This window comes from Gordonia sp. SL306, from assembly GCF_026625785.1.
Classification (GTDB): domain Bacteria; phylum Actinomycetota; class Actinomycetes; order Mycobacteriales; family Mycobacteriaceae; genus Gordonia.
The window spans coordinates 2,963,751-2,989,255 of the sequence record NZ_CP113063.1 but is presented as its reverse complement, the minus strand read 5'-3'; the positions used below and the strand labels follow the sequence as shown (position 1 = coordinate 2,989,255).

General features: G+C 66.9%; 26 protein-coding genes and 1 riboswitch. Of the genes, 11 read left to right on the top strand and 15 right to left on the bottom strand.

Features of this window, described 5'->3' with window-relative positions; genetic code table 11:
• Positions 1 to 64 precede the first annotated feature (64 nt).
• Positions 65 to 826, bottom strand: coding sequence for a siderophore-interacting protein (locus OVA31_RS13660; RefSeq protein ID WP_267627182.1), 762 nt, complete (start codon positions 824 to 826; stop codon positions 65 to 67).
• Between the two features lie 87 nt (positions 827 to 913).
• On the bottom strand, positions 914 to 1,261 hold the full coding sequence (locus OVA31_RS13655) for a GNAT family N-acetyltransferase (RefSeq protein WP_267627181.1): 348 nt from the start codon (positions 1,259 to 1,261) through the stop codon (positions 914 to 916).
• Between the two features lie 227 nt (positions 1,262 to 1,488).
• A riboswitch (TPP riboswitch) is annotated at positions 1,489 to 1,603 on the top strand.
• On the opposite strand from OVA31_RS13655, the gene thiC reads away from it, so the two are divergent.
• Positions 1,593 to 3,263 carry a phosphomethylpyrimidine synthase ThiC gene (thiC, locus tag OVA31_RS13650; protein WP_267627180.1) on the top strand — a complete coding sequence of 557 codons (1,671 nt, stop codon included), beginning with the start codon at positions 1,593 to 1,595 and terminating at the stop codon, positions 3,261 to 3,263. (Overlaps the previous riboswitch by 11 nt.)
• Positions 3,260 to 4,114 (top strand): bifunctional hydroxymethylpyrimidine kinase/phosphomethylpyrimidine kinase, encoded by an 855-nt coding sequence (thiD, locus tag OVA31_RS13645; protein ID WP_267627179.1) that lies wholly within the window; start codon positions 3,260 to 3,262, stop codon positions 4,112 to 4,114. Before thiC ends, thiD begins: the two co-directional genes overlap by 4 nt.
• Before the next feature lie 293 nt (positions 4,115 to 4,407).
• On the opposite strand, the gene OVA31_RS13640 is transcribed toward thiD, so the two are convergent.
• The 4 genes from OVA31_RS13640 to OVA31_RS13625 are packed head-to-tail and all read right to left on the bottom strand — an operon-like array spanning position 4,408 to position 10,193.
• Complete coding sequence (locus OVA31_RS13640) at positions 4,408 to 6,066, bottom strand: ABC transporter family substrate-binding protein (protein WP_267627178.1); 1,659 nt, start codon at positions 6,064 to 6,066, stop codon at positions 4,408 to 4,410.
• Positions 6,063 to 8,171 carry an ABC transporter ATP-binding protein gene (locus tag OVA31_RS13635; RefSeq protein ID WP_267627177.1) on the bottom strand — a complete coding sequence of 703 codons (2,109 nt, stop codon included), beginning with the start codon at positions 8,169 to 8,171 and terminating at the stop codon, positions 6,063 to 6,065. Before OVA31_RS13635 ends, OVA31_RS13640 begins: the two co-directional genes overlap by 4 nt.
• Positions 8,168 to 9,208: an ABC transporter permease gene (locus OVA31_RS13630; protein WP_420714033.1), complete on the bottom strand. Its 1,041-nt coding sequence runs from the start codon at positions 9,206 to 9,208 to the stop codon at positions 8,168 to 8,170. Before OVA31_RS13630 ends, OVA31_RS13635 begins: the two co-directional genes overlap by 4 nt.
• Position 9,209: 1 nt before the next feature.
• Positions 9,210 to 10,193 carry an ABC transporter permease gene (locus OVA31_RS13625; RefSeq protein ID WP_267627175.1) on the bottom strand — a complete coding sequence of 328 codons (984 nt, stop codon included), beginning with the start codon at positions 10,191 to 10,193 and terminating at the stop codon, positions 9,210 to 9,212.
• Between the two features lie 127 nt (positions 10,194 to 10,320).
• Here OVA31_RS13625 and OVA31_RS13620 point away from each other — a divergent pair, with 127 nt between their 5' ends.
• Positions 10,321 to 11,103, top strand: coding sequence for an HAD-IIA family hydrolase (locus OVA31_RS13620; protein WP_267627174.1), 783 nt, complete (start codon positions 10,321 to 10,323; stop codon positions 11,101 to 11,103).
• Positions 11,104 to 11,245: 142 nt separating this feature from the next.
• Here OVA31_RS13620 and OVA31_RS13615 read toward each other — a convergent pair whose 3' ends face one another.
• From OVA31_RS13615 to egtB, 3 genes are all read right to left on the bottom strand, one after another.
• Entirely contained in the window at positions 11,246 to 11,626 is a 381-nt protein-coding gene (locus OVA31_RS13615; protein ID WP_267627173.1) for an SHOCT domain-containing protein, read from the bottom strand.
• A gap of 161 nt (positions 11,627 to 11,787) precedes the next feature.
• Positions 11,788 to 12,744 carry an L-histidine N(alpha)-methyltransferase gene (gene egtD, locus OVA31_RS13610; RefSeq protein ID WP_267627172.1) on the bottom strand — a complete coding sequence of 319 codons (957 nt, stop codon included), beginning with the start codon at positions 12,742 to 12,744 and terminating at the stop codon, positions 11,788 to 11,790.
• A complete protein-coding gene (egtB, locus tag OVA31_RS13605; protein WP_267627171.1) occupies positions 12,741 to 13,997 on the bottom strand; it encodes an ergothioneine biosynthesis protein EgtB in 1,257 nt (418 codons plus the stop codon). The genes egtD and egtB overlap by 4 nt, the downstream gene beginning before the upstream one ends.
• Before the next feature lie 227 nt (positions 13,998 to 14,224).
• Here egtB and OVA31_RS13600 point away from each other — a divergent pair, with 227 nt between their 5' ends.
• Complete coding sequence (locus OVA31_RS13600) at positions 14,225 to 14,962, top strand: Clp protease N-terminal domain-containing protein (RefSeq protein WP_267627170.1); 738 nt, start codon at positions 14,225 to 14,227, stop codon at positions 14,960 to 14,962.
• A gap of 7 nt (positions 14,963 to 14,969) precedes the next feature.
• On the opposite strand, the gene OVA31_RS13595 is transcribed toward OVA31_RS13600, so the two are convergent.
• Positions 14,970 to 15,488, bottom strand: coding sequence for a DUF5709 domain-containing protein (locus OVA31_RS13595; RefSeq protein WP_267627169.1), 519 nt, complete (start codon positions 15,486 to 15,488; stop codon positions 14,970 to 14,972).
• A gap of 633 nt (positions 15,489 to 16,121) precedes the next feature.
• Between OVA31_RS13595 and OVA31_RS24710 the strand changes: the two genes are divergently transcribed.
• Complete coding sequence (locus tag OVA31_RS24710) at positions 16,122 to 16,781, top strand: hypothetical protein (RefSeq protein ID WP_324290101.1); 660 nt, start codon at positions 16,122 to 16,124, stop codon at positions 16,779 to 16,781.
• Positions 16,782 to 16,908: 127 nt separating this feature from the next.
• Positions 16,909 to 17,487, top strand: a complete 579-nt coding sequence (locus OVA31_RS13585; RefSeq protein WP_267627167.1) for a hypothetical protein — start codon at positions 16,909 to 16,911, stop codon at positions 17,485 to 17,487.
• A gap of 44 nt (positions 17,488 to 17,531) precedes the next feature.
• Here the strand turns inward: OVA31_RS13585 and OVA31_RS13580 are convergent, their stop codons facing one another.
• The gene (locus OVA31_RS13580; RefSeq protein ID WP_267627166.1) at positions 17,532 to 18,101 is read right to left on the bottom strand and encodes an HdeD family acid-resistance protein; all 570 of its coding nucleotides are present in this window, start codon (positions 18,099 to 18,101) and stop codon (positions 17,532 to 17,534) included.
• A 67-nt stretch (positions 18,102 to 18,168) separates the two neighbouring features.
• Here OVA31_RS13580 and OVA31_RS13575 point away from each other — a divergent pair, with 67 nt between their 5' ends.
• The gene (locus OVA31_RS13575) at positions 18,169 to 19,047 is read left to right on the top strand and encodes an acyl-CoA thioesterase domain-containing protein (RefSeq protein WP_267627165.1); all 879 of its coding nucleotides are present in this window, start codon (positions 18,169 to 18,171) and stop codon (positions 19,045 to 19,047) included.
• A 52-nt stretch (positions 19,048 to 19,099) separates the two neighbouring features.
• On the top strand, positions 19,100 to 20,173 hold the full coding sequence (locus OVA31_RS13570) for a DUF4185 domain-containing protein (RefSeq protein ID WP_267627164.1): 1,074 nt from the start codon (positions 19,100 to 19,102) through the stop codon (positions 20,171 to 20,173).
• Between the two features lie 65 nt (positions 20,174 to 20,238).
• Here OVA31_RS13570 and OVA31_RS13565 read toward each other — a convergent pair whose 3' ends face one another.
• The 3 genes from OVA31_RS13565 to OVA31_RS13555 all read right to left on the bottom strand — a co-directional run bounded on the left by OVA31_RS13565 (position 20,239) and on the right by OVA31_RS13555 (position 22,697).
• Complete coding sequence (locus OVA31_RS13565; RefSeq protein ID WP_267627163.1) at positions 20,239 to 20,859, bottom strand: DUF305 domain-containing protein; 621 nt, start codon at positions 20,857 to 20,859, stop codon at positions 20,239 to 20,241.
• Positions 20,860 to 20,965: 106 nt separating this feature from the next.
• A complete protein-coding gene (locus OVA31_RS13560; protein WP_267627162.1) occupies positions 20,966 to 21,388 on the bottom strand; it encodes a hypothetical protein in 423 nt (140 codons plus the stop codon).
• Positions 21,389 to 21,398: 10 nt separating this feature from the next.
• Positions 21,399 to 22,697 carry a phosphatase PAP2 family protein gene (locus OVA31_RS13555; protein ID WP_420714032.1) on the bottom strand — a complete coding sequence of 433 codons (1,299 nt, stop codon included), beginning with the start codon at positions 22,695 to 22,697 and terminating at the stop codon, positions 21,399 to 21,401.
• Positions 22,698 to 22,873: 176 nt separating this feature from the next.
• Here OVA31_RS13555 and OVA31_RS13550 point away from each other — a divergent pair, with 176 nt between their 5' ends.
• Complete coding sequence (locus tag OVA31_RS13550) at positions 22,874 to 23,089, top strand: hypothetical protein (RefSeq protein WP_267627161.1); 216 nt, start codon at positions 22,874 to 22,876, stop codon at positions 23,087 to 23,089.
• A 26-nt stretch (positions 23,090 to 23,115) separates the two neighbouring features.
• A complete protein-coding gene (locus OVA31_RS13545; RefSeq protein ID WP_267627160.1) occupies positions 23,116 to 23,886 on the top strand; it encodes a deoxyribonuclease IV in 771 nt (256 codons plus the stop codon).
• Here the strand turns inward: OVA31_RS13545 and OVA31_RS13540 are convergent.
• Positions 23,869 to 24,450, bottom strand: coding sequence for a TetR/AcrR family transcriptional regulator (locus OVA31_RS13540; protein WP_267627159.1), 582 nt, complete (start codon positions 24,448 to 24,450; stop codon positions 23,869 to 23,871). The two genes, OVA31_RS13545 and OVA31_RS13540, sit on opposite strands and share 18 nt — an antisense overlap.
• A gap of 84 nt (positions 24,451 to 24,534) precedes the next feature.
• Here OVA31_RS13540 and OVA31_RS13535 point away from each other — a divergent pair, with 84 nt between their 5' ends.
• Positions 24,535 to 25,473 (top strand): DMT family transporter, encoded by a 939-nt coding sequence (locus OVA31_RS13535; RefSeq protein WP_267631524.1) that lies wholly within the window; start codon positions 24,535 to 24,537, stop codon positions 25,471 to 25,473.
• The last annotated feature ends 32 nt before the right edge of the window (positions 25,474 to 25,505 follow it).

Here is a 25,505-nt window from a genome sequence, read left to right as displayed (position 1 = left end):
CGCCGCCGCCAGACGACTTGGCCCCAACTGTCAGTCAGGGCGCCCGTGAGTACCGGGCATTCGCCTAGGACTCCGGCGCGCCCGCTCGCCAGTACGCCTGTGCCTTCACACTCGACTTGCCCAGCCTGTAGTCGTTCTTGAACGAGGCCGATACCGCTCGGGTGGCCTTCATGTCGAGTGCGACCCAGCCGAAATGGCCCGTCGCGTCGAACGCCGCATCGCGAACGGCCTCGACCAGGGCATCTCCACCGCGGTCCCGCTTGATCCAGTTGATGGTGTCCTGGTCGCGAAGCCGCAACGGCAGCGACTTGTCGGACTCGTGCGCGTACTCGAACCAGACGGTGGCAGCGGTGGACGGATTCGGCGACGCCGAGATCGCGTCGAGCAGCGAGTTGATCGCGGGCAACGCGGCCGTGTCCCCGGCTATCAGCCAGCCGGCCGGTGCGGGCTCCGGAATGGCGAACTTGGACCCCATGAACGTCGACGAGATCGTGTCCCCGGGTTCCGCGGCCTCAGCCCAGCGGGTCGCCGCGCCGTCGTGGATCGCGAACTCGAGGTAGAACGAATCGGTCGCCGGATCCGGGTCGACCAGGGTATAGGCGCGCTGATGCAGCTTGCCGTGCTTGTTCTCGAACCAGATCCGGACCCACATGGTCGGGTGGACCGGACGGTCGGTGAGCAGGCCACCCCCGGTGAACCCGAGTCGGATGTACTCGTCGGTCACCTTCTCGTTGCTCGTGACCGTGAGCTCGTAATCGTCAGCGCCCAGCAGTTTGAGGACGGTCCCCTGCCAGCCGCGCGACTTCGTCTTCGTCATTTCCGCCATCTGGACGACCCCTCCTCGGAGAACAGCACAGCAATCACTGTCAGGGTAGCCTACGCTAATTATCTCGCCCACCCCTCAGGCGGAGGATCACGCGGGCGCGAGCGGCACCAGACCGGGATGGGCGTCGAGGTAGCTCTTGGTGAACGAGCACACCGGCCGCAGTCGGGCACCTTGGGCGCGGACGTAGTCGACGGCACCGCGCATCAGACGCGTGCCGAGTCCGTGACCGGTGTATTCGTCGTAGAGAACGGTGTGCAGGATGGTGATCGTCCGTTTGCCGTCCACGCAGTCGGTGCTGTATCCGAGGACGCCGACCAGGTCGCCGGCCACCCACAGCTCGAAGCGCTCCCGGACCGGGTTGTGCACGACCTGCGATATCTGCTGCAGGATTGCCTGCGCAGACTGCGGTGGCCGATATCGATGTTTCCGTTGCATGAGCCCCTCCGGCGCATCACGAGGGAACCCGATGACAGGACTCCCCTTCCCACCAGCGAGCTCGGGAACCGTTCTGTGATCCCGGTCACACACCCTACCCTACGATCCCGTAGGTATCGGGAAACCGGCGAAGGTTTTTCGCGTTGGTAAGCATCCGTGGCGCGAGTGTCACTGGTCGCCGTCGCCGGTCGGCACGTAGGGTGTCGGATAGGCCGATCGGCCGCACAATTGCACAACGCGGGGGCTCCCACGATCACCGGGGGCTGAGATGGCGACAGGCGGTCGCCGACCGCCCGAACCTGTCCGGATAATGCCGGCGTAGGGAGCCATCATGGGAACACCTGTATCCGAATCCGTCGTGACCACCGGTCCGATCGAGGGCAGCCGTAAGCACTACCGCGAACTCGATCACCTGCGGATTCCCCAGCGGCGCATCGAACTCACCAACGGTGAGCACCTCGACGTCTACGACACGTCCGGCCCGTACACCGACGCGACCGCGACGATCGACGTCGAGCGCGGACTGACACCCACCCGGGATTCCTGGCACCGTCCGGCAGCGATCGACGGTGCATCGACCCAGCTCGCGTGGGCACGTGCAGGCATCGTCACCGACGAGATGCGGTTCATCGCCGCTCGCGAGGGCGCCGACGAGGAGCTCGTCCGCCACGAGGTCGCCGTCGGCCGAGCTGTGATCCCGGCCAACCATCGTCACCCGGAATCCGAGCCGATGATCATCGGCAAGGCGTTCGCGGTGAAGGTGAACGCCAACATCGGCAACTCCGCGGTCACCAGCTCGATCGCGGAGGAGGTCGAGAAGATGGTGTGGGCCTCGCGCTGGGGAGCCGACACGATCATGGACCTGTCCACCGGCAAGGACATCCACACGACCCGCGAGTGGATCCTGCGGAACTCGCCGGTTCCGGTGGGCACCGTGCCGATCTACCAGGCGCTCGAGAAGGTCAGCGGCGACCCCACCAAGCTGACGTGGGAGATCTACCGCGACACCGTGATCGAGCAGGCCGAACAGGGCGTCGACTACATGACCGTGCACGCGGGAGTGCTGCTGCGTTATGTGCCGCTGACGGCACGCCGGGTCACCGGCATCGTCTCGCGCGGCGGATCGATCATGGCCGCCTGGTGCCTCGCGCACCACGAGGAGTCGTTCCTCTACACCCATTACGACGAGCTGTGCGAGATCTTCCGACGCTACGACATCACCTTCTCCCTGGGCGACGGTCTGCGGCCGGGATCGATCGCCGACGCCAACGACGAGGCGCAGCTCGCCGAGCTCCGGACGCTCGGCGAGCTGACGAAGATCGCGAAATCGCATGGCGTGCAGGTGATGATCGAGGGTCCCGGCCATGTCCCGATGCACAAGATCGCGGAGAACGTGCGGCTCGAGGAAGAGCTCTGCGAGGAGGCGCCGTTCTACACACTCGGTCCGCTGGCGACCGACATCGCGCCCGCCTACGACCACATCACCTCGGCGATCGGCGCAGCACTCATCGCGCAGGCCGGAACCGCGATGCTGTGTTACGTCACGCCGAAGGAGCATCTGGGACTGCCGAACCGCGACGACGTGAAAGTCGGTGTGATCACCTACAAAATCGCCGCCCACTCCGCCGACCTCGCCAAGGGCCACCCCGGAGCGCAGGAACGTGACGACGCGTTGTCCAAGGCACGCTTCGAGTTCCGTTGGACCGATCAGTTCAACCTCGCGCTCGATCCGGACACCGCCCGCGAGTACCACGACGAGACGATGCCCGCAGAGCCGGCCAAGACGGCTCATTTCTGCTCGATGTGCGGACCGAAGTTCTGCTCCATGCGGATCTCCGCGGACGTCCGCACCTACGCCGAGGAGAACGGGCTCGTGACGGCCGAGGACATCGACCGCAAGATCGCCGAGGAGATGGCCGCGAAGTCGGCGGAATTCGTCGAGGCAGGAAAACATGTCTACCTGCCGCTCGAGGCGACGACCGGAGGTTCTGCCGCCAGATGAGTGACGATCTCGGACTGCCCACCGCCGCACCGGGTGTCACACCGGCGCGCGTCCTGACGATCGCGGGGTCGGACTCGGGCGGCGGTGCCGGCATCCAGGCCGATATGCGCACCTTTGCGTTGCTCGGCCTGCACGCGTGTGTGGCGGTGACCGCGGTGACCGTGCAGAACTCGTTGGGAGTCCAGGGATTTCAGGAAATCGAGCCGGAGACGGTCGCCGCGCAGATGCACAGCGTGGTCACCGACATCGGGGTCGGGGCAGCCAAGACGGGCATGCTCGCGTCGGCGCCGATCATTGAGGCGGTGGCCGGCGCGTGCATCGACCTGGACATCGGACGCGACGGCGGTGTCCCGCTCGTCGTCGACCCGGTGTGCGCGTCGATGCACGGCGATCCGCTGCTGGCCACCGAAGCCCTGGACACGTTGCGGTCGAAGCTGATCCCGCTGGCGACGGTCGTCACGCCGAACCTCGACGAGGTCCGCCTGATCACCGGGATCGACGTGGTCGACGCGACGTCCCAGCGCGCGGCGGCCCAGGCCCTGCATGACCTCGGAGCGCAGTGGGCTCTGGTGAAGGGCGGACACCTGCGATCGTCCGAGCACAGTCCCGACCTGCTGTTCGACGGCGACGAGTTCCATGAGTTCGTCCACCCGAGGATCGCCACGACCCACGATCACGGGGCTGGCGACACCTTGGCCGCCGCCATCGCGAGTGCCCTCGCCCACGGCTATTCGGTGCCCGACGCCGTATCGTTCGCCAAGCGATGGGTCACCCGCGGGCTCGAATCCGCCTACCCTCTCGGCGCCGGACACGGTCCGGTGAACCCGCTCTGGCGGGTCAGCCGCCGCTGACCGCCCACCCTGTCCACGGCCCGCGCCGCCCCGCCCCGCCGACAGCAACCCAATTTTCGCCGACAGCAACCGGGATCGCGTCGAGAGCAACCGCAATCTCGCCGACAGCAACGCGAATCTCGTCGAGAGCAACGTGCCCACCAGAGCGCAACGGAACCCGGATATCGCTCCGACACCTCGGCGCGTTGCTGTCAGCAGGATTCGTGTTGCTGTGGGCGGGGATTCGTGTTGCTGTCGACGCGATTCGTGTTGCTGTCGGCGGGAGGGCGGTTGCTGTCGGCGGCGGGGCGGGGCTACTTCTGCCAGCCCACGTCCTCCACCGGACCGATGTAGAACTGTCCGGCGCCGTAATTGGCGAGCTTCTCCTTGACCGCGATCATCGCCGGGCCGTTGAACAGCGGTAGATCGGAGTACTGGCCGAACGCCTGCCGTTCCACCTTGTTGCCTGCGGAGATCTGTGCCATCGGCTCCGGGATCTGTGCCACCCGGGCGATCTCGGCATCGAGTTCCGGAGAGCCGGCACCGGCCTTGTTCAGCTGCGATCCCTCGCACCAGGTCTGGCAGAGGTAGGCCATCCCGAACGGGTCACTGGACGAGAAACCCATCAGGAACAGATCGAACTCCTTGTTGACGACGACCTTCGAGAAGTCCGACGACGGTCGCTGGGAGATCACCACATCCACCCCGATCTGCTTGAGGATGGCCTGAAATGCACGGCCCAGATTCTGGATGGCAGGCGAATCGGAGAGGATCGGCAGTGTCAACGACAGTCGCCGACCGTCTTTCGTCCTGATGCCGTCGTCGTCATCCCCAACGCGCCAGCCTGCATCGTCGAGGAGCCGTCGCGCGCGGTCGGGGTCGTAGTCGACGACGCCCTTGACGTTGTCCTCGTAGCCTGGCTGGAACGAGTACATCTGTAAGGACCCGGGCAGCGGCTCGGTGTAGTTGAGCCCGGTGAATCGGATGCGTGCCAACGTGTTCCGATCGACACCGCGAAGCACCGCCTCGCGCACCCGCCGGTCTGCCAGGATCGGCGTGTCCAGGTTCACCACCAGCAGTGACTGCTGCGGCGAGGCCGCCGTCCGGATCGTCACGCCACCCATCGTGATCACCTGGGCGCGGGAGTCCTTGCTGCCGACCCCGATCGCATCGAGCTCCCCGTTGCGAAAAGCGTTGATGGCGGCCTGGTCTTCGAGCTGGCGGAACACGCGACGATCCAGTTTGCCGGGCTTGCCCCACCACCGCGGGTTGCGCTTGAAGACCACGACGCCGGTGTTCTGATCGTAGGAATCGATGGTGTACGGCCCGGCACCCCATTCCGGGTGCGGATTCTGCAGGTATGCGCGGTTGTACAGATCCGCGGTGCTCACCTTCGGGTTCAGCAGGTAGTTGAAGAGCCCGTCCGGCCACGCCCAGACGCCCTTGAACCGGACCACCGCCTGCCGGTCGTCGACTCCCCTGGTGACCGAATCGATCTGGTCATAACCGTCGGTGGAGCTCACGATGTAATTCGGATCGGCACCACTGCTCGAGCGCCAGGTGTTCACGAAGGAGCGATAGTCGATCGGGGCGCCGTCGTTGTAGTGGGCCTTCGGGTTGATGGTGTAGGTGACCACGGTCTTGCCATCCACCAGTTCTTTGCGGACGTCGGTGAGGTAATCGCGGTTGAACGAGTAGGTGCCGTCGGGTGCGAAGTAGGCCAAGGTCGGGTTGTACCACCGCCAGAGCAGCAGGGTGTACGCGGAGCCGTCGGCCTGGAAGGTGTTCCATTGCGGGCTCACCTCCGTGATCGCGGTGGTCAGGCTCCCGCCGTCCCGGACATTCTCCCGCGGTTGCGGATTGAGGTCGGCACCGGTCGTCGAGATCGCCGAGTCGTCCAGTCGCACGCCACAACCGGCGAGCCCCATGATCGCCAGGGAGATCACGAGAATCGAAACGACGATCCGCTTCACGACGCCTCCTGTGACATCGGCATCCGGTCGGTGAAATGGCAGGCCGCACGGTGGTCGGTGCCGGGGCCGGTGAGGGCGGGCTCCTGCTCCCGGCACCGGGACTGCTCGGACTCACCGAGGGTGAGATACAGCGGGCACCGGCCCGCGAACGCACAGCCGACGATCTCGTCGGTGGGGCTCGGCTGCTCGCCGTGCAGCACGATCGGGGTGCGGGCCCGCTCGGCACGTGGGTCCGGAATCGGGACGGCCGACAACAGCGCCTGCGTGTACGGGTGTCTCGGTTCGTCGAACACCGCGACGGTCGGACCCACCTCGACGAACCGGCCGAGGTACATCACCGCGACGCGGTCGGCCATGTGCCGGACCACCGAGAGATCGTGTGCCACCACGAGATACGCGACGTCGCCGTCGGCCTGCAGTCGACGGATGAGATTGACGACGTCGGCCTGCACCGAGACGTCGAGCGCCGAGAGCGGCTCGTCGAGGATGATCAGTTTGGGATCGGTCGCCAGTGCCCGCGCGATGGCGAGGCGCTGACGCTGTCCACCCGAAAAGGCCGACGGATATCGGTCCGCGTGCGCCGGATCGAGTCCGACCCGTCGCAGCAGTCCGCCGACTCGGTCCTCGGTGTCCGGCTTGGACAGTCCCAACGCGCGCAATGGTTCTCCGACGACGTCGAAGGCGGTGAAGCGTGGGTCGAGTGCTTCCGACGGGTCCTGGAAGACGATCGCCATCTCGCGACGCAGAACCCGGGCGCGTCGTCGGGACAGTTCGGCCGGGTCGGTCCCGGACAGTCGGACGACGCCCGCCGGCTGCCCGAAATCCATCACCTCGAGCAGTGTGGTGGATTTCCCGCTACCCGACTCGCCGACGATCGCCATGGTCTCGCCGCGGCGGATGTCGAAGGAGACCCCGTCCACGGCCCGTACGGTCCCGACCCGGCGCTTCATGAGCCCGCTGGTGAGCGGGAACTCCTTACGCAGGCCGGCGACTTCGAGAATCACCGGCCGGTCCTCGCTGCCCGGCACGGGCGCCCCGCGGGTCCCGACGACGGGTTCGCCATAGACGGGATGTCCGTCGATGGTGGCGTCATCGCCGATCTCCGTTGCCCGGATACACGCCGCCGCATGTGCACTCGCCCCGGCCACGTCGTCACCGCCGACGGGTGTCAATTCCGGTTCGTGCCGAAGACATTCGTCGATCGCGATCGGACAGCGCGGGGCGAACTGGCAGGCCGACGGCGGCTCGATGAGCACCGGCGGGGTGCCCGGGATCGGCGTGAGCGATTGGGCGATCCGGTCCACTCGCGGCACCGCACCGAGCAACCCGATGGTGTACGGCATCCGTGGAGCGTCGAACAGCGGTTCCGCGGCGGCGCGTTCGACGGCCCGGCCGCCGTACATCACCACCACGTCGTCGGCGGCGCCTGCCACCACCCCGAGATCGTGGGTGATGAGCACGATGGCCGCACCGGTCTCGGCCTGCGCGGTCCGCAGCAACGACATGATCTGTGCCTGGATGGTGACATCGAGGGCGGTGGTCGGTTCGTCGGCGACGATCACCGCGGGGTCGTTCGCGATGGCCATCGCGATCATCACGCGCTGGCGCATACCACCGGACAGCTCGTGCGGGAACGCCTTGACCCGTCGAGCGGGGTCCGGGATACCGACGAGATCGAGCAGTTCGACGGCCCGTGCCATCGCCGCCTTGCTACCGATGTCCCGATGCGCCTTGAGGGCCTCGACGATCTGGGCACCGACAGTGAAGACGGGCGTCAACGACGAGAGCGGATCCTGGAAGATCATCGAGATCTCCCGCCCCCGGACCGTCGACATCTCCTTGTCGCCCAGCCCGAGCAGTTCACGTCCGCCCAGGGTGACCGATCCACTCACCACCGCGGAATCCGGGAGAAGCCCCAGGATCGCCAACGCGGACACCGACTTCCCGGAGCCCGACTCGCCGACCACCGCGAGCGTGGACGACGCGGACACATCGAACGAGAGGCCGCGGACCGCATCGACCCGACCCGCCTCGGAGCCGAAGGACACCCGCAGATCCCGCACGGACAGCACCGGTGCGGATGCCGGGTCGGTCGAGGTGCTCATGCGCGGGCCCCCGATCCGGACGTCGGATCCAAGGCGTCGCGCAGTCCGTCGGCGATCAGCGCCAGCGAGACGGTCAGCAAGGTCAGCACCGCGGCGGGGAAATAGAACAGCCAGGGCGATGCGAACAGCGCTCCGGTGCCGGACTGGAGCAGGGCGCCGAGGGTGACGTCGGGGATCTTCACGCCGAGGCCGAGGAACGACAGACCGGTCTCGGCGAGGACCGTCGCCACCACGCCGAGCGCGAAGTTGATCACCAGCAACGAGGCGAGGTTGGGCAGAATGTGACGGGCGACGATCGTGAGGGGCGGCTCCCCCAGATACCGTGCGGCCGACACGTAATCACGCTCCCGGATCGACTGCGCCATGGAATGGATAATGCGCGCCAGCATCATCCAGCCGGTCAGGGTGAGGACCACGATGAGCCAGCGCCAGTCACCGCCGGTCTTGTTGGAGATCAGTGCGAGGATCAGGAAGGTCGGCACCACGAGAAGCAGGTAGATGACACCGAGGATGACCCGCTGCACCCAACCACCGAAATACGCGGCGAGGGCACCGACGAACGCGGCGATCACCGTGGTGCCCAACGAGACCGACAGCGCGATGATGAGTGACCGTTGCAGGCCGTGCACGACCTGCGCGTACAGGTCGTTGCCCGCGTCGTTGGTGCCGAACCAATGCCCGGACGACGGCGGGAACCCGATCGCCAGGAAATCGGTGTCGGTGTAGGAGTACGCGCTGAACAGTCCGCCGAAGAGCGCGAAGCAGACCAGGATCGCGAAGATCACCAGGCCGACCAGCGCCGAACGATGACGCGCGAACCGTCGCGCGATGAGTCCGGCGCGCCCCAGGCGCCGCCGGGCGATCGGCGTCTGCATGCTGTCCTCGACCGGACCGACACCGTCGGCGAGCAGCCCACCTGTCTCACCCATGATGGGCGCGGTGGCCGTCGGGTCATGGGCACCCCTGCCGCGGAAGCGCTTCGAATCTGGGTCACGGGACCGGTCGTTGCGTGACGGTTCCGGAGGCATCATCACCATGTCAGGTCACCCGCACTCGTGGATCGAGGTAGACCACCGCCAGATCGGCGAGGATCGCGCCGACGGCGGTGGCCAGGGCGCCGAAGGCGGCCACGGCCACTGCCCCGTATACGTCGTTGGTGTTGATGGACGTGACGAAGTATCGGCCCATCCCCTCCCACCCGAAGATCGTCTCGGTGATGACGGCGCCGGTGAAGACCGCCGGGATCGCGAAGGCCACTCCGACGGCCACCGGGATGATCGCGGTACGCAACGCATGTCGTCGCACCGCGACCCCGCGAGTCAGCCCCTTGGCGCGGGCGGTTCGGACATAGTCTGCATCGATCGTGTCGAGCAACAGCGAGCGCTGCATGAGATGCAGTCCCGCATATTGCACGGCGACCAGTGTGATCGTCGGCAGGATCAGGTGTTTGAGCCGATCGGCGAGCACCGGGAAGAATCCGTGCACGTCGATGCTCGACGACCCTGCCACGTACACCACCGTGTGCCCCACCCGCTGATTGACCGCGATGCCGAGGAGCACCACCGCAAGGCCGGCCACCGCGACGGGGATGTTGATCATCACGATCGAGACCAGTTGCCAAGCGCGGTCGGCCAATCGGTAGTGGCGCAGGGCCGTGTAGACGCCGAGCGCGATGCCCAGCAGCGTCGCCAGCACGGTGGCCGCGGCGAGCAGCTGCACCGACGACCAGATCCGGAAACCCACCTGCGCGTTGACGCTGGTGCCCACCGGCGTCGAACCCCAGTCCCAGTGCAGCAGGATGTCGGTCAGCCAGGTCCACCATCGCTCGAGCACGGGCGTCTTGTCGTTGAGGTTGTAACTCGTCAGCGTGTTGTCGACGACCTCGGGAGGCAGTGGAGGTTTGCGTTCGGCATAGTTCGACCGAGGATCGAGAAACCAGGTCGCCAGGAAGAACGTGAGGTTGGTCGCCACGAAGACAAGGACCGCCCAGGCGGCGATGCGCTTGCACAGATATCCGATCACCTACGACCTCTGACTCGGGCTGTCCCGGCCGGGGCTGAACCGGCCGCAGTCGACCCATTGTGTCAGCGCGACGGCCGATTCGCCGGGTTCCGCGCGGCGCGGTGTTCAGCGCGACCATAATCGGGCCATGGCCTGGAACTACCTCATGGACATGGACGGCGTGCTCACCAGCGAGGAGCACCTGATCCCCGGTGCCGACGCATTTCTCGCCGAACTGACCTCCAACGGCACACCATTCACCGTGCTCACCAACAACTCCATCCGCACGCCACGGGATCTGCGGGCCCGCCTGCTCCGCATCGGTCTCGACATCCCGGAATCGGCCATCTGGACGTCGGCGCTGGCCACCGCGCGATTCCTCGATTCGCAGCGCCCGGGCGGATCGGCCTACGTCGTCGGCGAGTCCGGCCTCACCACCGCGCTGCACGAGATCGGCTACGTGATCACCGATTCGGACCCCGACTATGTGGTCCTCGGCGAGACGCGGACCTATTCGTTCGAGGCCATCACGACCGCGATCCGGCTCGTCGAGCGAGGCGCGCGGTTCATCGCGACCAACCCGGATGCGACCGGTCCGTCCACCAGCGGGTCGCTGCCGGCGACCGGCGCGGTTGCCGCCCTGATCAGCCGGGCCACCGGACGCGACCCCTACTACGTCGGCAAACCCAATCCGCTGATGATGCGGTCGGCGCTGCGGCAGATGGGCGCTCATTCCGAGCACACGTTGATGATCGGCGACCGGATGGACACCGACGTCATCGCCGGGATGGAAGCCGGTCTCCAGACGCTGCTGGTGCTGTCCGGCATCTCCACGCCTGCGTCGGTGGAGCTGTACCCCTACCGCCCGACCGAGGTGATCGGCTCGGTGGCCGATCTGGTCGGCCACACCCAGGATCCGTTCCGCAGCTGACCGCGACCCGATATACGCCGACAGCAACCCCGAATACGCCGACAGCACCCGACTCCGGAGAGGAGCGGGTGCTGTCGACGAGAAACAGGGTTCTCTCGGCGCGAACTCGAGGAACCCGTCCCTAGATCGGGCTGTCCCTAGATCAGGAGAGCGCCTTGGCCTTCAGGGCGTCGAACTCCTCCTGCGTGATGGTCCCGGCGTCCAGCAGTCCCTTGGCATCGGCGATGTGCTCGGCCGGGCTCTTGCCGGCGACCGACTGGATGTAACTGTCGGTGGCCTGCTTGGCCTGCTGGGCCGCCTCGGCCTGCCGCTCCGACATGCCGCGGCCCTTCACGAGCAGATACACGATCGCGGTGATGTACGGAAGGATGATCAGGAAGACCACCCACACGGCTTTCAGCCAGCCGGACGCCTTCTTGTCGCGGAACAGGTCGGTGATGATGAACCAGAGGACCATCAGGTAGGCCACGAACGCGAAAATGACGATCGTGTACCAGATGAAGTCCCAGAACGAGTCCCACATGGGAAATGCTCCTTGCATGTCAATGTCGGCCCGACGGGGATCGCCGGCCCGCCAAAAGCTTCTCACAGCCCGTACTCAGGGGCACGGCTTGACGAGGATTCGCTCACCCCGAGTCGGGACTTGCGGGCGCCGACGGCGCAGCGACGCACCGCCCGGCGACCTCACCGACGGCTGAGCGTCACCAGGAAGTCTCCCGCGTCGTCGGTCCACGTCTTCACCACGTCGAGGCCCGCGCCCGCGAGTTCGTCGGCGAGATCGGCCGGGTCGAACTTCGTGCTGATCTCGGTCAGGACCTCGGCACTCCGCGGCAACCGCCACCGTCGGTCCAGCGCAGCGAAATACACATCGATGTTGCGGCGCGCCCGAAGCCACATCTCGATCCGGTGGCGGGCGGGATTCCATCGCGCGATGTGATCGAAGTCGTCGACGTAGAGCCCCTGCGCGTCGAGTCCGGTACGCAGCACCTCGATCATGTTGCGATTGAAATCTGCGGTCACCCCGGCCTTGTCGTTATACGCCGCGACGAGTCGGCCGGTGTCCTTGATGAGATCCGCCCCGAGTAGGAAGTAGTCACCGGGCGCCAACGCATCCGCGAGTGTGCGGAGGAATGCCGCGCGCTCGGGTACGTCGAAGTTGCCGATGGTTCCGCCGAGGAATACGGCGATTCGCGGTCCGGCGGCGGCCGGCAGCGTGAGGTCCGGACTCGTGAAATCGGCGACCATGGGTTCGACGCCGATGTCCGGATAGTCGAGAGCCAGTTCCGCCGACGACGACTCGAGGATCTCGGTGCTGACGTCGAGCGGCACGTACGTGAACGACCGTCCTGCGGAGGCGGCCCGCTCGGCGAAGGCGCGCAACAGCAGTCGGGTCTTGGTCGAGGTGCCGGAGCCGAACTCGACCATCATGGCCGCATCCGTCACCGCCGCGATGTCGGCACTGCTCGCCCGCAGGATCGCGGTCTCCCGACGGGTCGGGTAGTACTCGGGTACTCGCGTGATCTCGTCGAACAGCAGGCTTCCGCGCTCGTCGTAGAGCCACTTCGTCGGGAGGGTCGGCGGATCGGCCCACAGGCCTGCCACGGCGTCGACGGCAAGTGCGTCGTCGATGCTGACGGTCATCGGGCCAGCCGCAGGCCGGAGAACGCCCACCGGGCATGGGCCGGAAAGAAGTTCCGGTAGGTCACCCGCTCGTGGCCCGGCGGCGTCACCGCGCTCGCGCCACGCAGGACATGCTGATCGCACATGAACTTTCCGTTGTACTCGCCGACCGCGCCGTTGGCCGGGACGAAGCCCGGATACGGCAGGTAGGCGCTGGCGGTCCATTCCCAGACGTCACCGACCATCGAGGTCCCGGCCCGGCCCGGATGACATCGCGCCGGATCGAGCAGTTGCCCGCGCGCCTCCCCCGCGGTGGCCGCAGCTGCCTCCCACTCGAATTCGGTCGGCAGACGGGCGCCCGCCCATCGGGCGTAGGCGTCGGCCTCGTAGAACGAGACGTGTACGACCGGCTCGTCGAGCGCCAGACGACGACGGCCGGACAGTGTGAACGTGGTCCACTCGCCGTCGCTGAACTGCCAATACTCCGGTGCTTGCCAACCGGTTTCGCGGATGTGTGCCCAGCCGTCGGACAGCCACAACTCCGGTCGGCGATAACCGTCGTCGGCCATGAACTCGAGCCACTCGGCATTGGTCACCGCTCGTTCGGCGATCTCGAAGTCCTCCAGGAACACGCGGTGGCGCGGTCCCTCGTTGTCATAGGCGAACGCTGCGTCGGGTCCTTGGTGAGCGCCGATCTCGGTGATCCCGCCGGTGAGTGACCGCCACGTGAGGGGCTCCCGGACGTCGGCGTCGTCGGCCTCGCGATCGACATAGACAGGGGCGAAGGCATGAGTGGAGAAGAGGTGCTTGATGTCCATCAGCAACAGTTCCTGGTGCTGCTGCTCGTGGTTGCACCCGAGCTCGACCAACGCCAGCAGGTCGTCGTCGAGGGCGCCCCGCTCGAGCGCGTCAACCATCGCACTGTCGACGTATTCGCGGTAGTGGGCGATGTCGGCGACCCCGGGACGCGTCACCAACCCACGCTCCGGCCGCGGATGCCGGGCACCGACCGCCTCGTAATAGCTGTTGAACAGGTACCGGTAGGTCTCGTCGTAAACCGCGTACGACGGGTCGGCGCGGAGGATGAACTCTTCGAAGAACCACGTCACGTGCGCGCGATGCCATTTGGCCGGGCTGGCGTCGGTCATCGACTGCGGCGTCTGGTCCTCGGCGGACAAGTTCGCGGTCAAGGCATCCGTCAAGGCCCGGACGTCGAGGAATCTGCCTGCCTGGGTCGGCGTCGACGTCGGTGTCACACGATTGGTGATGCTCACTGGTACCTCCCGTTTGTCTGTGTGCCCCGGCACCTGTTCGACCGGGAGGACGGGCAACCCTGGCATCCATCGTTGCGACGGTGTGCGCCGCTGTCAACGAAGATGCCGGGACCGAAACCCATCGCATCACATGGCACCGACAAGATCGGGTCACCGGGATGCGCGGCGACTGCGTTCATCGTCAACTCAGGGTTGACTGCCGCCCTTCGTCAACCTAGTGTTGACGCATGGCGAAACCAGAGAAGCCCATCGTCCTGCAGAACACCCGCCTCGACGACCTGATCGCAGGCATCCGGACCGTGCACGACGATCCGCTCGACCAGCTCGCTTCCGCCGTCGTCACCGCCGAACACCTCGGCGAGGTCGCCGATCACCTGATCGGACACTTCGTCGACCAGGCCCGCCGCGCCGGGGCGTCGTGGACCGAGATCGGGTCGAGCATGGGCGTCAGCAAGCAAGCCGCACAGAAGCGGTTCGTCCCGCGCACCCCGGACACACCACTCTCCGAGGAGTCGAACCCGTTCGGGCGCTTCACCCCTCGGGCCCGGAACGTGGTGGCCGAGGCCAACAACCTCGCCATCGGCGAGTACAGCGATTCGGTGACCCCGGAACACCTCGCCCGCGGCCTGGCTGTCGCGCCCGAGTCGGTGGCCGACCTGACTCTGCGTGCGCAGGGCGTCGAACTGACGGCGCTGGCCGCCGCGTGCACGCCGGCGACCCGGGCTGCGGAGGAGACCGACGGCGACAAGAAGTCACTCGTACCGTTCGACGAGCGGTCGAAGGCGGTACTCGAGACGACGGTGAGCATCGCGCTGGAGATGGGCCACAACTATGTCGGCACCGAGCATCTCCTGCTCGCGCTGTTCACGGACCCGCCGGTCGCGGCCACCTTGCAATCTCTCGGCGTCGAGGTCGAGCCGGCACGGACCTTCATCCAGGAGACCCTCGCCCAGTTCACGAAGTGAACCGAGGTCAGTCGCCGTCCCGGTCGGCCTCTTCGGATTCCTCGACGGTGTCGACGTCGATGTAGTGCACCGCGGCCTCCTCGGCCGAGGCGCCCGCCCCGTCGATACCGGCGTCGGTGGCGACGGACTCCTGCTCGTCGTCCACCCCGGTGCCCTCGTCGGGCGCGATCAGCCGGCCGGCCCGGCCGCCACCTGCCTGATCGTTGTCGTCGTACGCGTCGTCACGGTCCGAAGCATGTGAGCGCCAGTCTTTTTCGATGTCGTCGAGCGGGTCGCTCGCATCGATGTCGGGTTCCTCCTCGGAGAGCCGCTCGTCGAGGGTCTCGCCGTCCCGCTGCTCCTGCGCGGTCAGCCCTCGCCGAGCGCCGCTCGGACGGTGATCCGGCGGCGAGTAGCCCTCGTCCAGGACATCGTCGACACCACGATCGTCGAGGGTGTCCTCGGGCTGGAGCTGGTCGTCGTCGTCGAGGCTGTATTCGCCGTCGGACCCTTCCGGGGTGCTGCCGATGTCACTCACGACCTTCACGATGCCAGTCCCGACGGGCGGGATCCACCGCGACGGAGAATCGTCGCACGGTCGACACGACAGGCATGGGCTGTCGTCGAGCGTCCGAAGCATTCTTGCCGCTGACACGCCGCGGCAAACCGGAAACACCGTGGTCCGCGGCCGGGGTTCCGTATCCTGCGACCCATGACCACACCGCCCGATCCACGCAATCCCGGCAACCCCGAGCCCGACGACGGCGCCGGGTACCCCGGACAGGCCCCGGAACCTGCCGCCGGGAATCCGCCTCCCTCCTACCCGCCTCCCGGGTCGTACCCACCCCCCGGATCGCCCCCACCGGGATCTCCCCCGCCCGGGTCGGGTCCACCACCCGGGTCGCCGCCTCCGCCTCCCGGCGGCGGCTATCCCCCGCCCGGCTCGTACCCGCCCCCCGGTTCACCCCCGCCCGGATCACCACCCCCGGGATCGGGATATCCCCCTCCGGGTGGCAATTACCCACCGCCCGGCGGAAGTTACCCGCCTCCCCCGCCCCCCGGTGGTCAGCCGGGCGGATACGGGCCACCCCCAGGTGGTTACGGTCCGCCCCCGGGCGGTGCGTACGGCGCGGCACCCGGGGCCTCGGGCTACGGCGCACCCGCGACATCACAGTTCTCCGTGGGCGATGCGATCAGCTACGGCTGGAATCGGTACAAGGAGAACGCACTTCCCTGGATCCTGATGATCCTGATCGCGCTTGTCGTCTCGGGCGTGATCGGCTGGATCGGCAACGTATCGTCCGACTACGGCCGGGTCCTCTGGATCAATCTGCTCTTCGGCATCGTCAGCGCGATCGTCGGCTACGTGTTCCAGGGTGCGTTCGTCCGCGGCGCACTGGACGAACTCGACGGCGGCAAGCCCGCGATCGGGAACTTCTTCCGGCTCAACTTCGGACCGGTGATCATCACCGCGCTGCTGGTGGCGATCGGCACCTACATCGGCCTGATCCTGCTCATCATCCCGGGCATCATCTTCGCCTTCCTCGCCTACTGGTCACTCACCTTCGTGGTGGATCGCGACCTGGACGCGATCGCGGGCATCAAGGCGAGCTTCTCGGTAATCAGCAAGAACGCCGGTCCGCTGTTCCTGCTGGCCCTGGCGAGCATCGGACTCAACATCGTCGGCGCCATCCTCTGCCTCGTCGGCCTCCTGGTGTCGATCCCGGTCACCATGATCGCGAGCACCTACGCATACCGGTTCTTCACCGGCGGGCAGATCGCGGCCGCGGGTATGGCCGCTGCGGCGCCGCCGCCCTACCCGCCGAATCAGCAGTACTGATCTCGGCGTTCACACATCCGGACCGACCCGGCCGTCGCCCTGTGGGGCGGCGGCCGGGTCGTCGTCGGAGCGTGGATCTTTCGACGAAGTTCCCCCGCGACCGGCCGATATCCGCGACAATCGAGGAATGATCGAGGAGATGCAGGACGAGGCCGAGGCCCTCCTCTCGGCGGGCGAATACACCCATGCCCTCGCCGAATTCTCGGTGCTCCGCGAGATCCGGTCCCGTCGCGAGGGTCCGTACTCCATCAAGTACCTGTCGAATCTCCACGACTGCGTCCGGTGTATGTCACAGCTGCATCTCTGGGCGGACTCGACGCCGTTGTGCCGTGAACTCCACGGGAAGTACGTCCGGACCCACGGACCGGCCCAGACCGACACCGTGGACGTGGCCAAGCACTGGGCCTGGGCACTGCTCAACCTGCACGACTATCCGCCCGCCGTCCGTCTCTACCTGACCACCGCCGACGCGCTGTGGGATGCCGACCCCGACCAGGCCCGCCGGCTGCTGGCGGCCGCGGTCGCCCACCGTACCGAGGCCGATCCGCTGGCGATGATCTCCGCCGACACCGCACTCATCGACAGTGCCCGGCTGACCCACAGCCACGACGTGCTGGTGATGATCAACCGGCTCGTGAACGAACTCCCGGCCAACGCGGAGTCGGCGCGGGCGTCGGTGACCTTCGACGGGCTCGCCATCGCCTGAAGGAGTATCGGCGACGACGAGCCGGCCGGCTCAGATCGTCCGACTCAGATGGTCGGGTCCTCGATCTTCTTGGGCAGTGTCACCAGCGTGACCACGCTGACCACGATCAGCATTATCGCGGCCACCCACAGGAAGGTGGCCAGCGCGAGACCGGGGATCACCATCATCACGATGCCGGCGATGATCGCGACGACACCGGAGAGCACCAACAGCCACCGCGGCGTGTGCACCGAACCGGCCACCGCGTGCGCCAGATCGGCGACACCCTGGAAGATCCAGCCGATACCGATGAAGATCGCCAGGAACACCAGCGACTCCTCGGGATTGAACAATGCGATGATGCCCGCCGCGAGGATCAGCACCCCGACGAGGCCGAGGACGAACCGCCAGCCACCGGACAACAGCTTGGCCGCGAACGCCGTATAGATCCGGAACAGCCCGGCCACGATCAACGAGATCCCGAAGAGGACACCGATCACGAGCAGCGTCGCGCCCGGCCATATCAGCGCGATGATTCCCAGGACGATTCCCACGATGGATGTCGCGATCATCATCGAGCGAACGGCATTCACCAATTCGTTCGGAATCTGCTTTGCGTAATCTGCAATTGTCATGGAGGCAGGTTAGTACGTCTCGGAGGGTGCGACACCACATTCACCCGCCGAACAGAAGGGAAAATCAGTGTCGCTGATCGCATTCTTCTCCCACGATTCCGGGACGGCCGATTCCGCTGCGGAAGAATCCCGCGGATACACCCCCACCCGCTTCGCGGCCAGTCTCTGGGCGCCGTCGACGTTGAACGGTCCCGCGGTGTGCGCGCTCGCCGCCCGCGCCGCCGAAGACGAGTTCGCGACTCAGGGATTCCGCACCGCACGGTTCACCATCGAACTGTTCAAGGTTGCCAGGGACACCGTCACGGTCACGCGGGGCCGACTCGTCCGCGACGGCAGGCGGATCAAGGTCGCCGAGGTCGACGTGATCCAGGCCGCGGACGGTGTCGAGGTGATCGTCGCGCGGAGCACCACCGTGTTCGTCAGGGAGAGCACCGATCCGCCGGGGGAACGCTGGCGCCGGCCTGCCGACGCGACCCGGTTCCGGCCGCCCGAGACCGATGCCGACGACCACTTCCCCTGGTACGGGACCACATCGGAACACGGCGGCGAGATCGTCTGGAGCCAGGACATGGCCGCTCACCAGCACGGGCAGCGGAAATGGCTGTGGACCCGTGCCGTCGGCACCGTCGTCGGGGAGGACCCGACGCCTTTCCAGCGCGCGGTGATCAGCGGGGAGTCGACCAGCCTGGTCTGCAATTGGGGCACCGCGGGCATCGCCTATATCAACTGCGATCTGACCGTCGCATTGTCCCGACTGCCGGTCGGCAGCCGGATCGGCGTCGAGGCGGCCACCCACCTGGAGACCGACGGGATCTCGACGAGTACCGCCAACCTCTACGACGTCGACGGACAATTCGGGGTGGGCATGGTCACGGGCGTGGAGAACGCGGCGGCGACCATCGATTTCACGTCGGTGAAACCCGGCGAAAAGTATGCCGAAGGCTGACAGGCCTTATGTCGCGCTCCGATGACTATCAGGTCTTGATAGGGTCTCGCTCATGATGCGGCGTCTAGGACGATGGAGAACGGTATTCGCGGTTTCCACCCTCGCGACCACCTTGACGGTGGGCCTGGCGACCACGCCATCCGCCGAGGCCTTCCCTGTCGCGGCCGGTAACGGCAAGGTCGTCGCACGCCTCACCGGGCCGGGTTCGATCAACGACACGGTCGGTAGATACAACATCGTCGGCACCGACCTCGGTGTCATGTGGGACAACGGTCGCGGCGAGATCATGACCGCCTTCGGGGACACCCAGTCGTTCAACGGGTGGTCACTGCTCTACGGCCAGCTCTGGTACTGGCGCTCCAACGTCCTGCTGCGCAGCACCGACCGTAATCTCTCCGACGGCATGACGTTCACCGGCCACGCCGGCAGCCCGGGCAACGCCAAGCGACTGCTGAAGCCGAACCTGCGCCGCGAGGTCACGATCATCCCGACCGCGGGTGTCGCGGCGAACGGCAAGCAGTACATGAACGTCATGTCGGTGAAGCACTGGGGACCTCCCGGGATCTGGTTCACCAACTGGTCCGGTCTCGCGGCGTCCACCGACAACGGCCAGAACTGGAAAGCGGTGAACGCATTCCGGCCGAACGGCGGTGGCAACCACAAGTTCCAGATGGCCGCCTACCTGAAGGTGGGCGACACCGTCTACACCTACGGAACCCCCGACGGACGCTGGGGCTCGGTCTACCTGGCGCGGGTGAACGAGAAGGACATCGAACATCTCGGCAAATACGAGTACTTCTCGTGGGGTCGCTGGGTCAAGAACAACCCGGAGTCGGCCACCCCGGTGATGGGCGCGCCGACCGGCGAGTTGTCGGTCGCCTGGAACGACTATCTCGGCAAGTACATCTCGCTCGGCACCAAGGACAACGGTGTGGTGTTGCGGACCGCCGACAATCCATGGGGCCCGTGGAGCTCCGGTGAGATCGTGGTGCCGGCAAACGACCCGTACTCGGGGTATGCACCCTTCATCCACCCGTGGTCGAAGGGCAGCTCGCTGTACTTCACGTACTCGATCTACACCGGGTATCAGGTCTATTTGATGCGGCTTCCGCTGAACAAGCCCTGACGCGGGATCCACATCGGGCCTCCACGGCCGGGCACCCCGCCGTGGCGGGGCACCCGGCCTACGGATCACTGCCCGAGCAACTGCTTCATCTCGCCGATCTCCGCCTGCTGAGAGGCCTTGATCTGTTGCGCGAGAGCCCGTGAGGGACCGTCGATGCCCCGCGCGAGTTCGTCATCGGCCATCGCGACCGCACCCAGGTGATGGCGGATCATCCCGTCGAGCCACAATCGGTCGAACTCCGTTCCGCGCGCGTCGGTGAGCGCGGCCATCTCGTCGTCGGTCATCATGCCCGACATCGAGTGGCCGCCATCGCCGCCGTGACCGCCGTGCTCATTCGAATCGGCCGGTTCTGCCGGGACGCCCCAGTCGGTGAGGCGGGTCGTCATCTGGTCGATCTCGGGTTGCTGCGCGTTCTCGATCTGCTCTCCGAGCGCACGGACGGCCGGCGTCGTGGTGCGTTCGTCCACGAGTTCGGCCATCGCGACCGCCTGACGATGATGCGGGATCATCATCTGGTTGAAGGCGATGTCGGCGTCGTTGTGCGACACCGACTCCGACCCGGCGGCAGCCGAAGCGGAGGCCGAGGTCGCAGGCGAGTTCGTCGCCGGGTCGTCTGTGCCGGTCGAACACGCCCCGAGAAGGGCGGCGGCGAGCAGGATCGAGCATGCGGTTGTCTGTCGTTTCATCGAAGAATCCTCTGCAGGAGTGGTGAATCCGACCCGCGCGGCATCCGTGTGGGTGCGCGCAGGCGGAACTGATCGGCGACCGGACACACGGTCCGGCACGAGCCCATCAGCAGCGGATCACCTGCAATCGCAGATGTGTCGGCATGGCCCATGGAGGTGGTCGGCCCGCCCGGAGACGCAGCCGCCCGCGTACCGAACGGAGCAACGGCGGGATGGGGAAACCCCAGGCCAGTACGAGGACGGCCAGGATGATGACGTCGGGATCACCGGCACGGATGAAGACGCACGCATGCTGATGCAGCCCGCAGTCGGTACCGCTCATCGTGGTGTCGTCGAGGATCCCCTGCTGTGCCGCCTGCATCACCGACGAGGACGGCGGATGGTCGGCGGCCGACGGTTCATGATGACCGCCACCGGTCGCGCAATGGGCGACGACGGTGTGCATGATCAGGATCGCCATCGCGATGGTCAGCAACAGACCGGCTCCGGGCGCGCTGCGGGGCAGCCGGCGGAGACGGGCGATCGACACGCCGACGAGCCTACCGGGGCGCAGTCACCTCGGCCTCTGCCCCGACCTCCGTCTGGGCCTCGGCCGCCTCACGTCGCTGCTTTCGCGGGATCAGCCAGTACTTGTCGACCAGATTCGCGACGACGATGACGAACGCCGCCAACCCCCAGCCGAGCAGGATGTCGAAGACGTAGTGCTCGGCGGTGTAGACCAGCGTGAAGGCCATCGCGAGCGCGTAACCCATGAACAACGTCTTGCCCAGCGCCTTGACCCTCGGCCACATGAACAACGCCAGCAACATCGTGAGACCGGCGTGCAGCGACGGGATCGCCGCGACGAGGTTTGCCTTGCCCTGCCCCACCTCGACCAGCGTCGAGGCCGCGTGGATGTTCAGGACGTTCCAGCCGCGGGCCGAGATCCGCTCCACATACGGCGCCGCGCCGGGCTGCGTGGGCGTGACGTCACCGAGGACGCCGCCGCCCGGGGCGCCTGCCTCGTTCGTCATGCACATCGGCTCACGCGGGTGGTCGACCACCTGCTCGGCGGTACACCGAGCGGCCGCCCACGGCGGTGCGGCCGGGACCAGCGTGTAGCCGACGAGCGCGAGGAACGTCGTCGCCACGAAGCACGCAGCGTAGCGGCGCCATGCCGACCGATCGCGCAGCCAGAGCACGGCCGCGGCCGCATACGGGACGATGAAGTACGACATGTAGACGACGCTGGTGATGACCTCCCACCAGGGCGGGGACGCGCCTTTCAGGTGCTCCTGCAGCCACACCGTCGGATTGACGCCGAACAGTGCATGGTCGACGTCGGGTGCCAGATGCCACTGTGTCGGCATGTCGACGATGCGCGCGACGTCGCGGGTCCAGTCGTAGAGCACGAGGATCAATGCGAACGGCAGCCAGTCGATGATCACGCTGATCGCCTTGCGCCGCCCGATGGTGGCGGCCAGCATGCCCAGACAGAGCAGGACGATCAGCTGGGTACGGTCGAAGGCCAGGCCGTTGAGGGCGACCTCGACGACCATGAACACGACCCAGGCAGCGATCGCGACGCGTCGGACCATGGTGAGGTCTCGACGACTGCCGGGTTCGGGATCGGTCGACGCAGCGGCCGCGATGTCGTCGAGCACCGGTTCCACGCCGGACGGCTCGGTTTCCGGCGCAGACGTCTCGCCCGTCTCGGGCTCTGCGGTCTCGGCCTCGGAGTTCTCCGATCCGCTGGTCCCGGCGGGGTCCTCCACGGACTTCTTGCTCACGGCACGGCGAGCCTTCGATCCCGCATCATCGTCCGAGTCCTGGACGTCGACCGCGTCGTCAATGCTCACCCGAGATTCCTGCCCACCCACGCCCCCGCTCGGGGCACCCTGCGTATTCACTTGCCGTCAGCCTAGTGATCATCGGGCGTTTGGTGACCAGCAAACCGCCGCGCGCCCGTCGTTGCCGCTGATTTCCCCTAGGATCGTGATCGGTATCACACCAACCGGACCTGGGGAGGAGTGCCGTGCCCGACCGTTACCTTCGATACGGCGACCAGCGCTACATCATCACCAAGGAGGCCGAGGCGAGACTCGATCGCGCCCTCGACTCGGTGTACGCCGAGGGCAGCCGCGGCCACGAATGGCTCAGTCTCTACAACGGTTCCGAGGCCCCGTGCCGACTCCTCATCGCGACCGGAGTCCCGATCACGATCGAGACGGTGCCGGCCGTCGGCGAGTGACGGCCGGCGCACACTATCGTTGACCCATGCGTATCGGAGCACATCTGCGTGAGGACACCGACCCGCTGTCCACCGCGAACGAACTCGGCATCGACGTCTTCCAGATGTTCGTCACCGATCCGCAGGGCTGGAAGAAGCCCGCGCCCCGACCGGATGCCGAGGCGATCCGCGATTCGGCCATCGACGTCGTCGTGCATTCGAGCTATCAGATCAACGTCGCGAGTCTGAACAACCGGCTGCGAATGCCGTCGCGCAAAGCGGTCGAGCAGCAGGCCACGGCCGCCGCCGAGCTCGGCGCGTTCGGACTTGTCGTGCACGGCGGCCATCTCCGCGACGGCGAGGATGCGAAAGAGGGATTCGCCAACTGGCGCAAGCTCTTCGATCGCCAGGTCGACAAGGGCGGTTTCGGCGTGCCGATCCTGATCGAGAACACCGCGGGTGGCGACCACGCGATGGCCCGCACGCTGGAGGCGATCGACCGTCTCTGGGAGTCGGTGGGCGATTTCGACCAGGCAGGCTTCTGTCTCGACACCTGCCACGCCTGGGCAGGCGGCGAGGACCTCGTCGGACTCGTGGAACGGGTCAAGGGCATCACCGGCCGCATCGACCTGGTGCACCTCAACAATTCGCGCGACGAGTTCGACTCCGGGCGGGACCGGCACGCGAATCTCGGCGACGGCCACATCGAACCCGCCGTCCTGGCCGCGGTCGCCAAGGCCGCGGACGCGCCGGTGATCCTCGAGACGCCCGCCGACGGCATTCCTGACGACCTGAGGTATCTACGCGACGCGCTCTGACCGCAGCAGCTCGACGGCAAGCGATCTCGCCTCGTCGAACGCGTCCTCGACGACACCCATCCCCGCGGCGACGAGCGCCCCTTCGTGCAACAGCATCAGGCGCGCGGCGATCGCCTCGGATACCCGCGTCCCCGCGGTGTCGACGATCCGGGTGAAGAGCTCGAGCATCCACCGCTTCTGTCCGACGATGACGGGATAGGCGGGATGCGCGGGGTCGCTGATCTCCGCATGCGCGTTGATCATGCTGCAGCCCTTGGGACCTCGCTCGGCGGCCCAGCCGCGGCTCGCGTCGAAGACGGCGGACACCTGCGCGACGACACCGTTGTCGGCGGCCGCCAGCCGGTCGGCCAGGAATGCTCGCCATGAGGCGTCCCGGGCGAGCAGGTACTCCACCACGAGTCGCTCCTTCGACCCGAAACGGTCGTAGAGCGTCCTCTTGGTGACGCCCGCCCGCTCGGCGATCGCCTCCACGCCGACGGCGTGGATCCCCTGCGCATAGAAGAGGTCCGACGCGGCGTCCAGAATCGCCCTCGCCTTCGGCGTCCAATCGATCTCGGTGGTCACATGACAGAGACTACACCGATCGGTAAAGTCGATCTCATGCGAACTTCACCGATCGGTATACCCGCCACCGGATCAGCAGCGTGGATGAGCACCGGCCTCTCTATCCTGTTCGTCGCGTCCTGGTCGTCGGGGTTCATCGGGGCCAAGCTCGGAGCGTCCGACGCTCCGGCGACCACGCTGCTGATGTGGCGCTTCGTGCCCATCGCCCTGGCCCTCGCCGTTGTCGCCGCAGTCCTCGCACGCCGCTCACCCGGCACCCGCCGGGCGCGGCACGGCTGGGCGGCCCAGGTCGGCGTCGGGGCGCTGTCGCAGTGCGGATACACCCTGACCGTGTACTGGGCGATCGGACTCGGCGTCAGCACCGGGACCACCGCGCTGATCGACGGCGTGCAACCGCTGGCAGTGGCCGTGCTGGCCGGACCACTCCTCGGCGCCGCCGTGAGCGGCCGGCAGTGGATCGGACTCCTGCTCGGCGCCACCGGAGTGGCGATCGTGACGTGGACAGATGCCACCACGTCGGCCACGGCCGCACCCTGGTGGGCCTATCTGGTCCCCCTCGCCGGGATGGCAAGCCTGGTCGCGGCCACCTTTCTGGATCGACGCGCGACCACCACGCTGACCCGTACCGAGTCGCTCGCGGTCCACTGCACCACCTCGGCGATCATCTTCACCGCTATCTGCCTGGTCACCGGCACCGCGACGCCGCCGGCCGCCGCGGGATTCTGGCTGGCGATCGCGTGGCTCATCGGGATGTCGACGCTCGGCGGATACGGCCTCTACTGGATCCTGGTGGACCGACTCGGCGTCACCTCGGTCAACGCGCTGATGTTCCTCATGCCGCCGGTCACCACCCTCTGGGGCGCGGCGATGTTCGGCGAACCCCTCACGCCGACGACGATCATCGGACTCACCGTCGCCCTGGGTGCCACGATCGCCGTCGTTCGCCCCGGCCGACGACGCGAACGCCGTCCGTTTCGTCCGAACGTCACGGCCGAAATCCCTGCTGGCAGCCGTCAGTGCTGATCACACCCGGATCGAGTTGGTCTGCGCACGAG

What these genes read in the sequence shown, in the direction of transcription:
- OVA31_RS13660 (WP_267627182.1), bottom strand. Translation starts at nt 826, where the DNA reads ATGGCGGAAATGACGAAGACGAAGTCGCGCGGCTGGCAGGGGACCGTC.
- OVA31_RS13655 (WP_267627181.1), bottom strand. Translation starts at nt 1,261, where the DNA reads ATGCAACGGAAACATCGATATCGGCCACCGCAGTCTGCGCAGGCAATC.
- thiC (WP_267627180.1), top strand. Translation starts at nt 1,593, where the DNA reads ATGGGAACACCTGTATCCGAATCCGTCGTGACCACCGGTCCGATCGAG.
- thiD (WP_267627179.1), top strand. Translation starts at nt 3,260, where the DNA reads ATGAGTGACGATCTCGGACTGCCCACCGCCGCACCGGGTGTCACACCG.
- OVA31_RS13635 (WP_267627177.1), bottom strand. Translation starts at nt 8,171, where the DNA reads ATGAGCACCTCGACCGACCCGGCATCCGCACCGGTGCTGTCCGTGCGG.
- OVA31_RS13630 (WP_420714033.1), bottom strand. Translation starts at nt 9,208, where the DNA reads ATGGTGATGATGCCTCCGGAACCGTCACGCAACGACCGGTCCCGTGAC.
- OVA31_RS13620 (WP_267627174.1), top strand. Translation starts at nt 10,321, where the DNA reads ATGGCCTGGAACTACCTCATGGACATGGACGGCGTGCTCACCAGCGAG.
- OVA31_RS13615 (WP_267627173.1), bottom strand. Translation starts at nt 11,626, where the DNA reads ATGTGGGACTCGTTCTGGGACTTCATCTGGTACACGATCGTCATTTTC.
- egtD (WP_267627172.1), bottom strand. Translation starts at nt 12,744, where the DNA reads ATGACCGTCAGCATCGACGACGCACTTGCCGTCGACGCCGTGGCAGGC.
- OVA31_RS13600 (WP_267627170.1), top strand. Translation starts at nt 14,225, where the DNA reads ATGGCGAAACCAGAGAAGCCCATCGTCCTGCAGAACACCCGCCTCGAC.
- OVA31_RS13585 (WP_267627167.1), top strand. Translation starts at nt 16,909, where the DNA reads ATGATCGAGGAGATGCAGGACGAGGCCGAGGCCCTCCTCTCGGCGGGC.
- OVA31_RS13580 (WP_267627166.1), bottom strand. Translation starts at nt 18,101, where the DNA reads ATGACAATTGCAGATTACGCAAAGCAGATTCCGAACGAATTGGTGAAT.
- OVA31_RS13570 (WP_267627164.1), top strand. Translation starts at nt 19,100, where the DNA reads ATGATGCGGCGTCTAGGACGATGGAGAACGGTATTCGCGGTTTCCACC.
- OVA31_RS13565 (WP_267627163.1), bottom strand. Translation starts at nt 20,859, where the DNA reads ATGAAACGACAGACAACCGCATGCTCGATCCTGCTCGCCGCCGCCCTT.
- OVA31_RS13545 (WP_267627160.1), top strand. Translation starts at nt 23,116, where the DNA reads ATGCGTATCGGAGCACATCTGCGTGAGGACACCGACCCGCTGTCCACC.
- OVA31_RS13535 (WP_267631524.1), top strand. Translation starts at nt 24,535, where the DNA reads ATGAGCACCGGCCTCTCTATCCTGTTCGTCGCGTCCTGGTCGTCGGGG.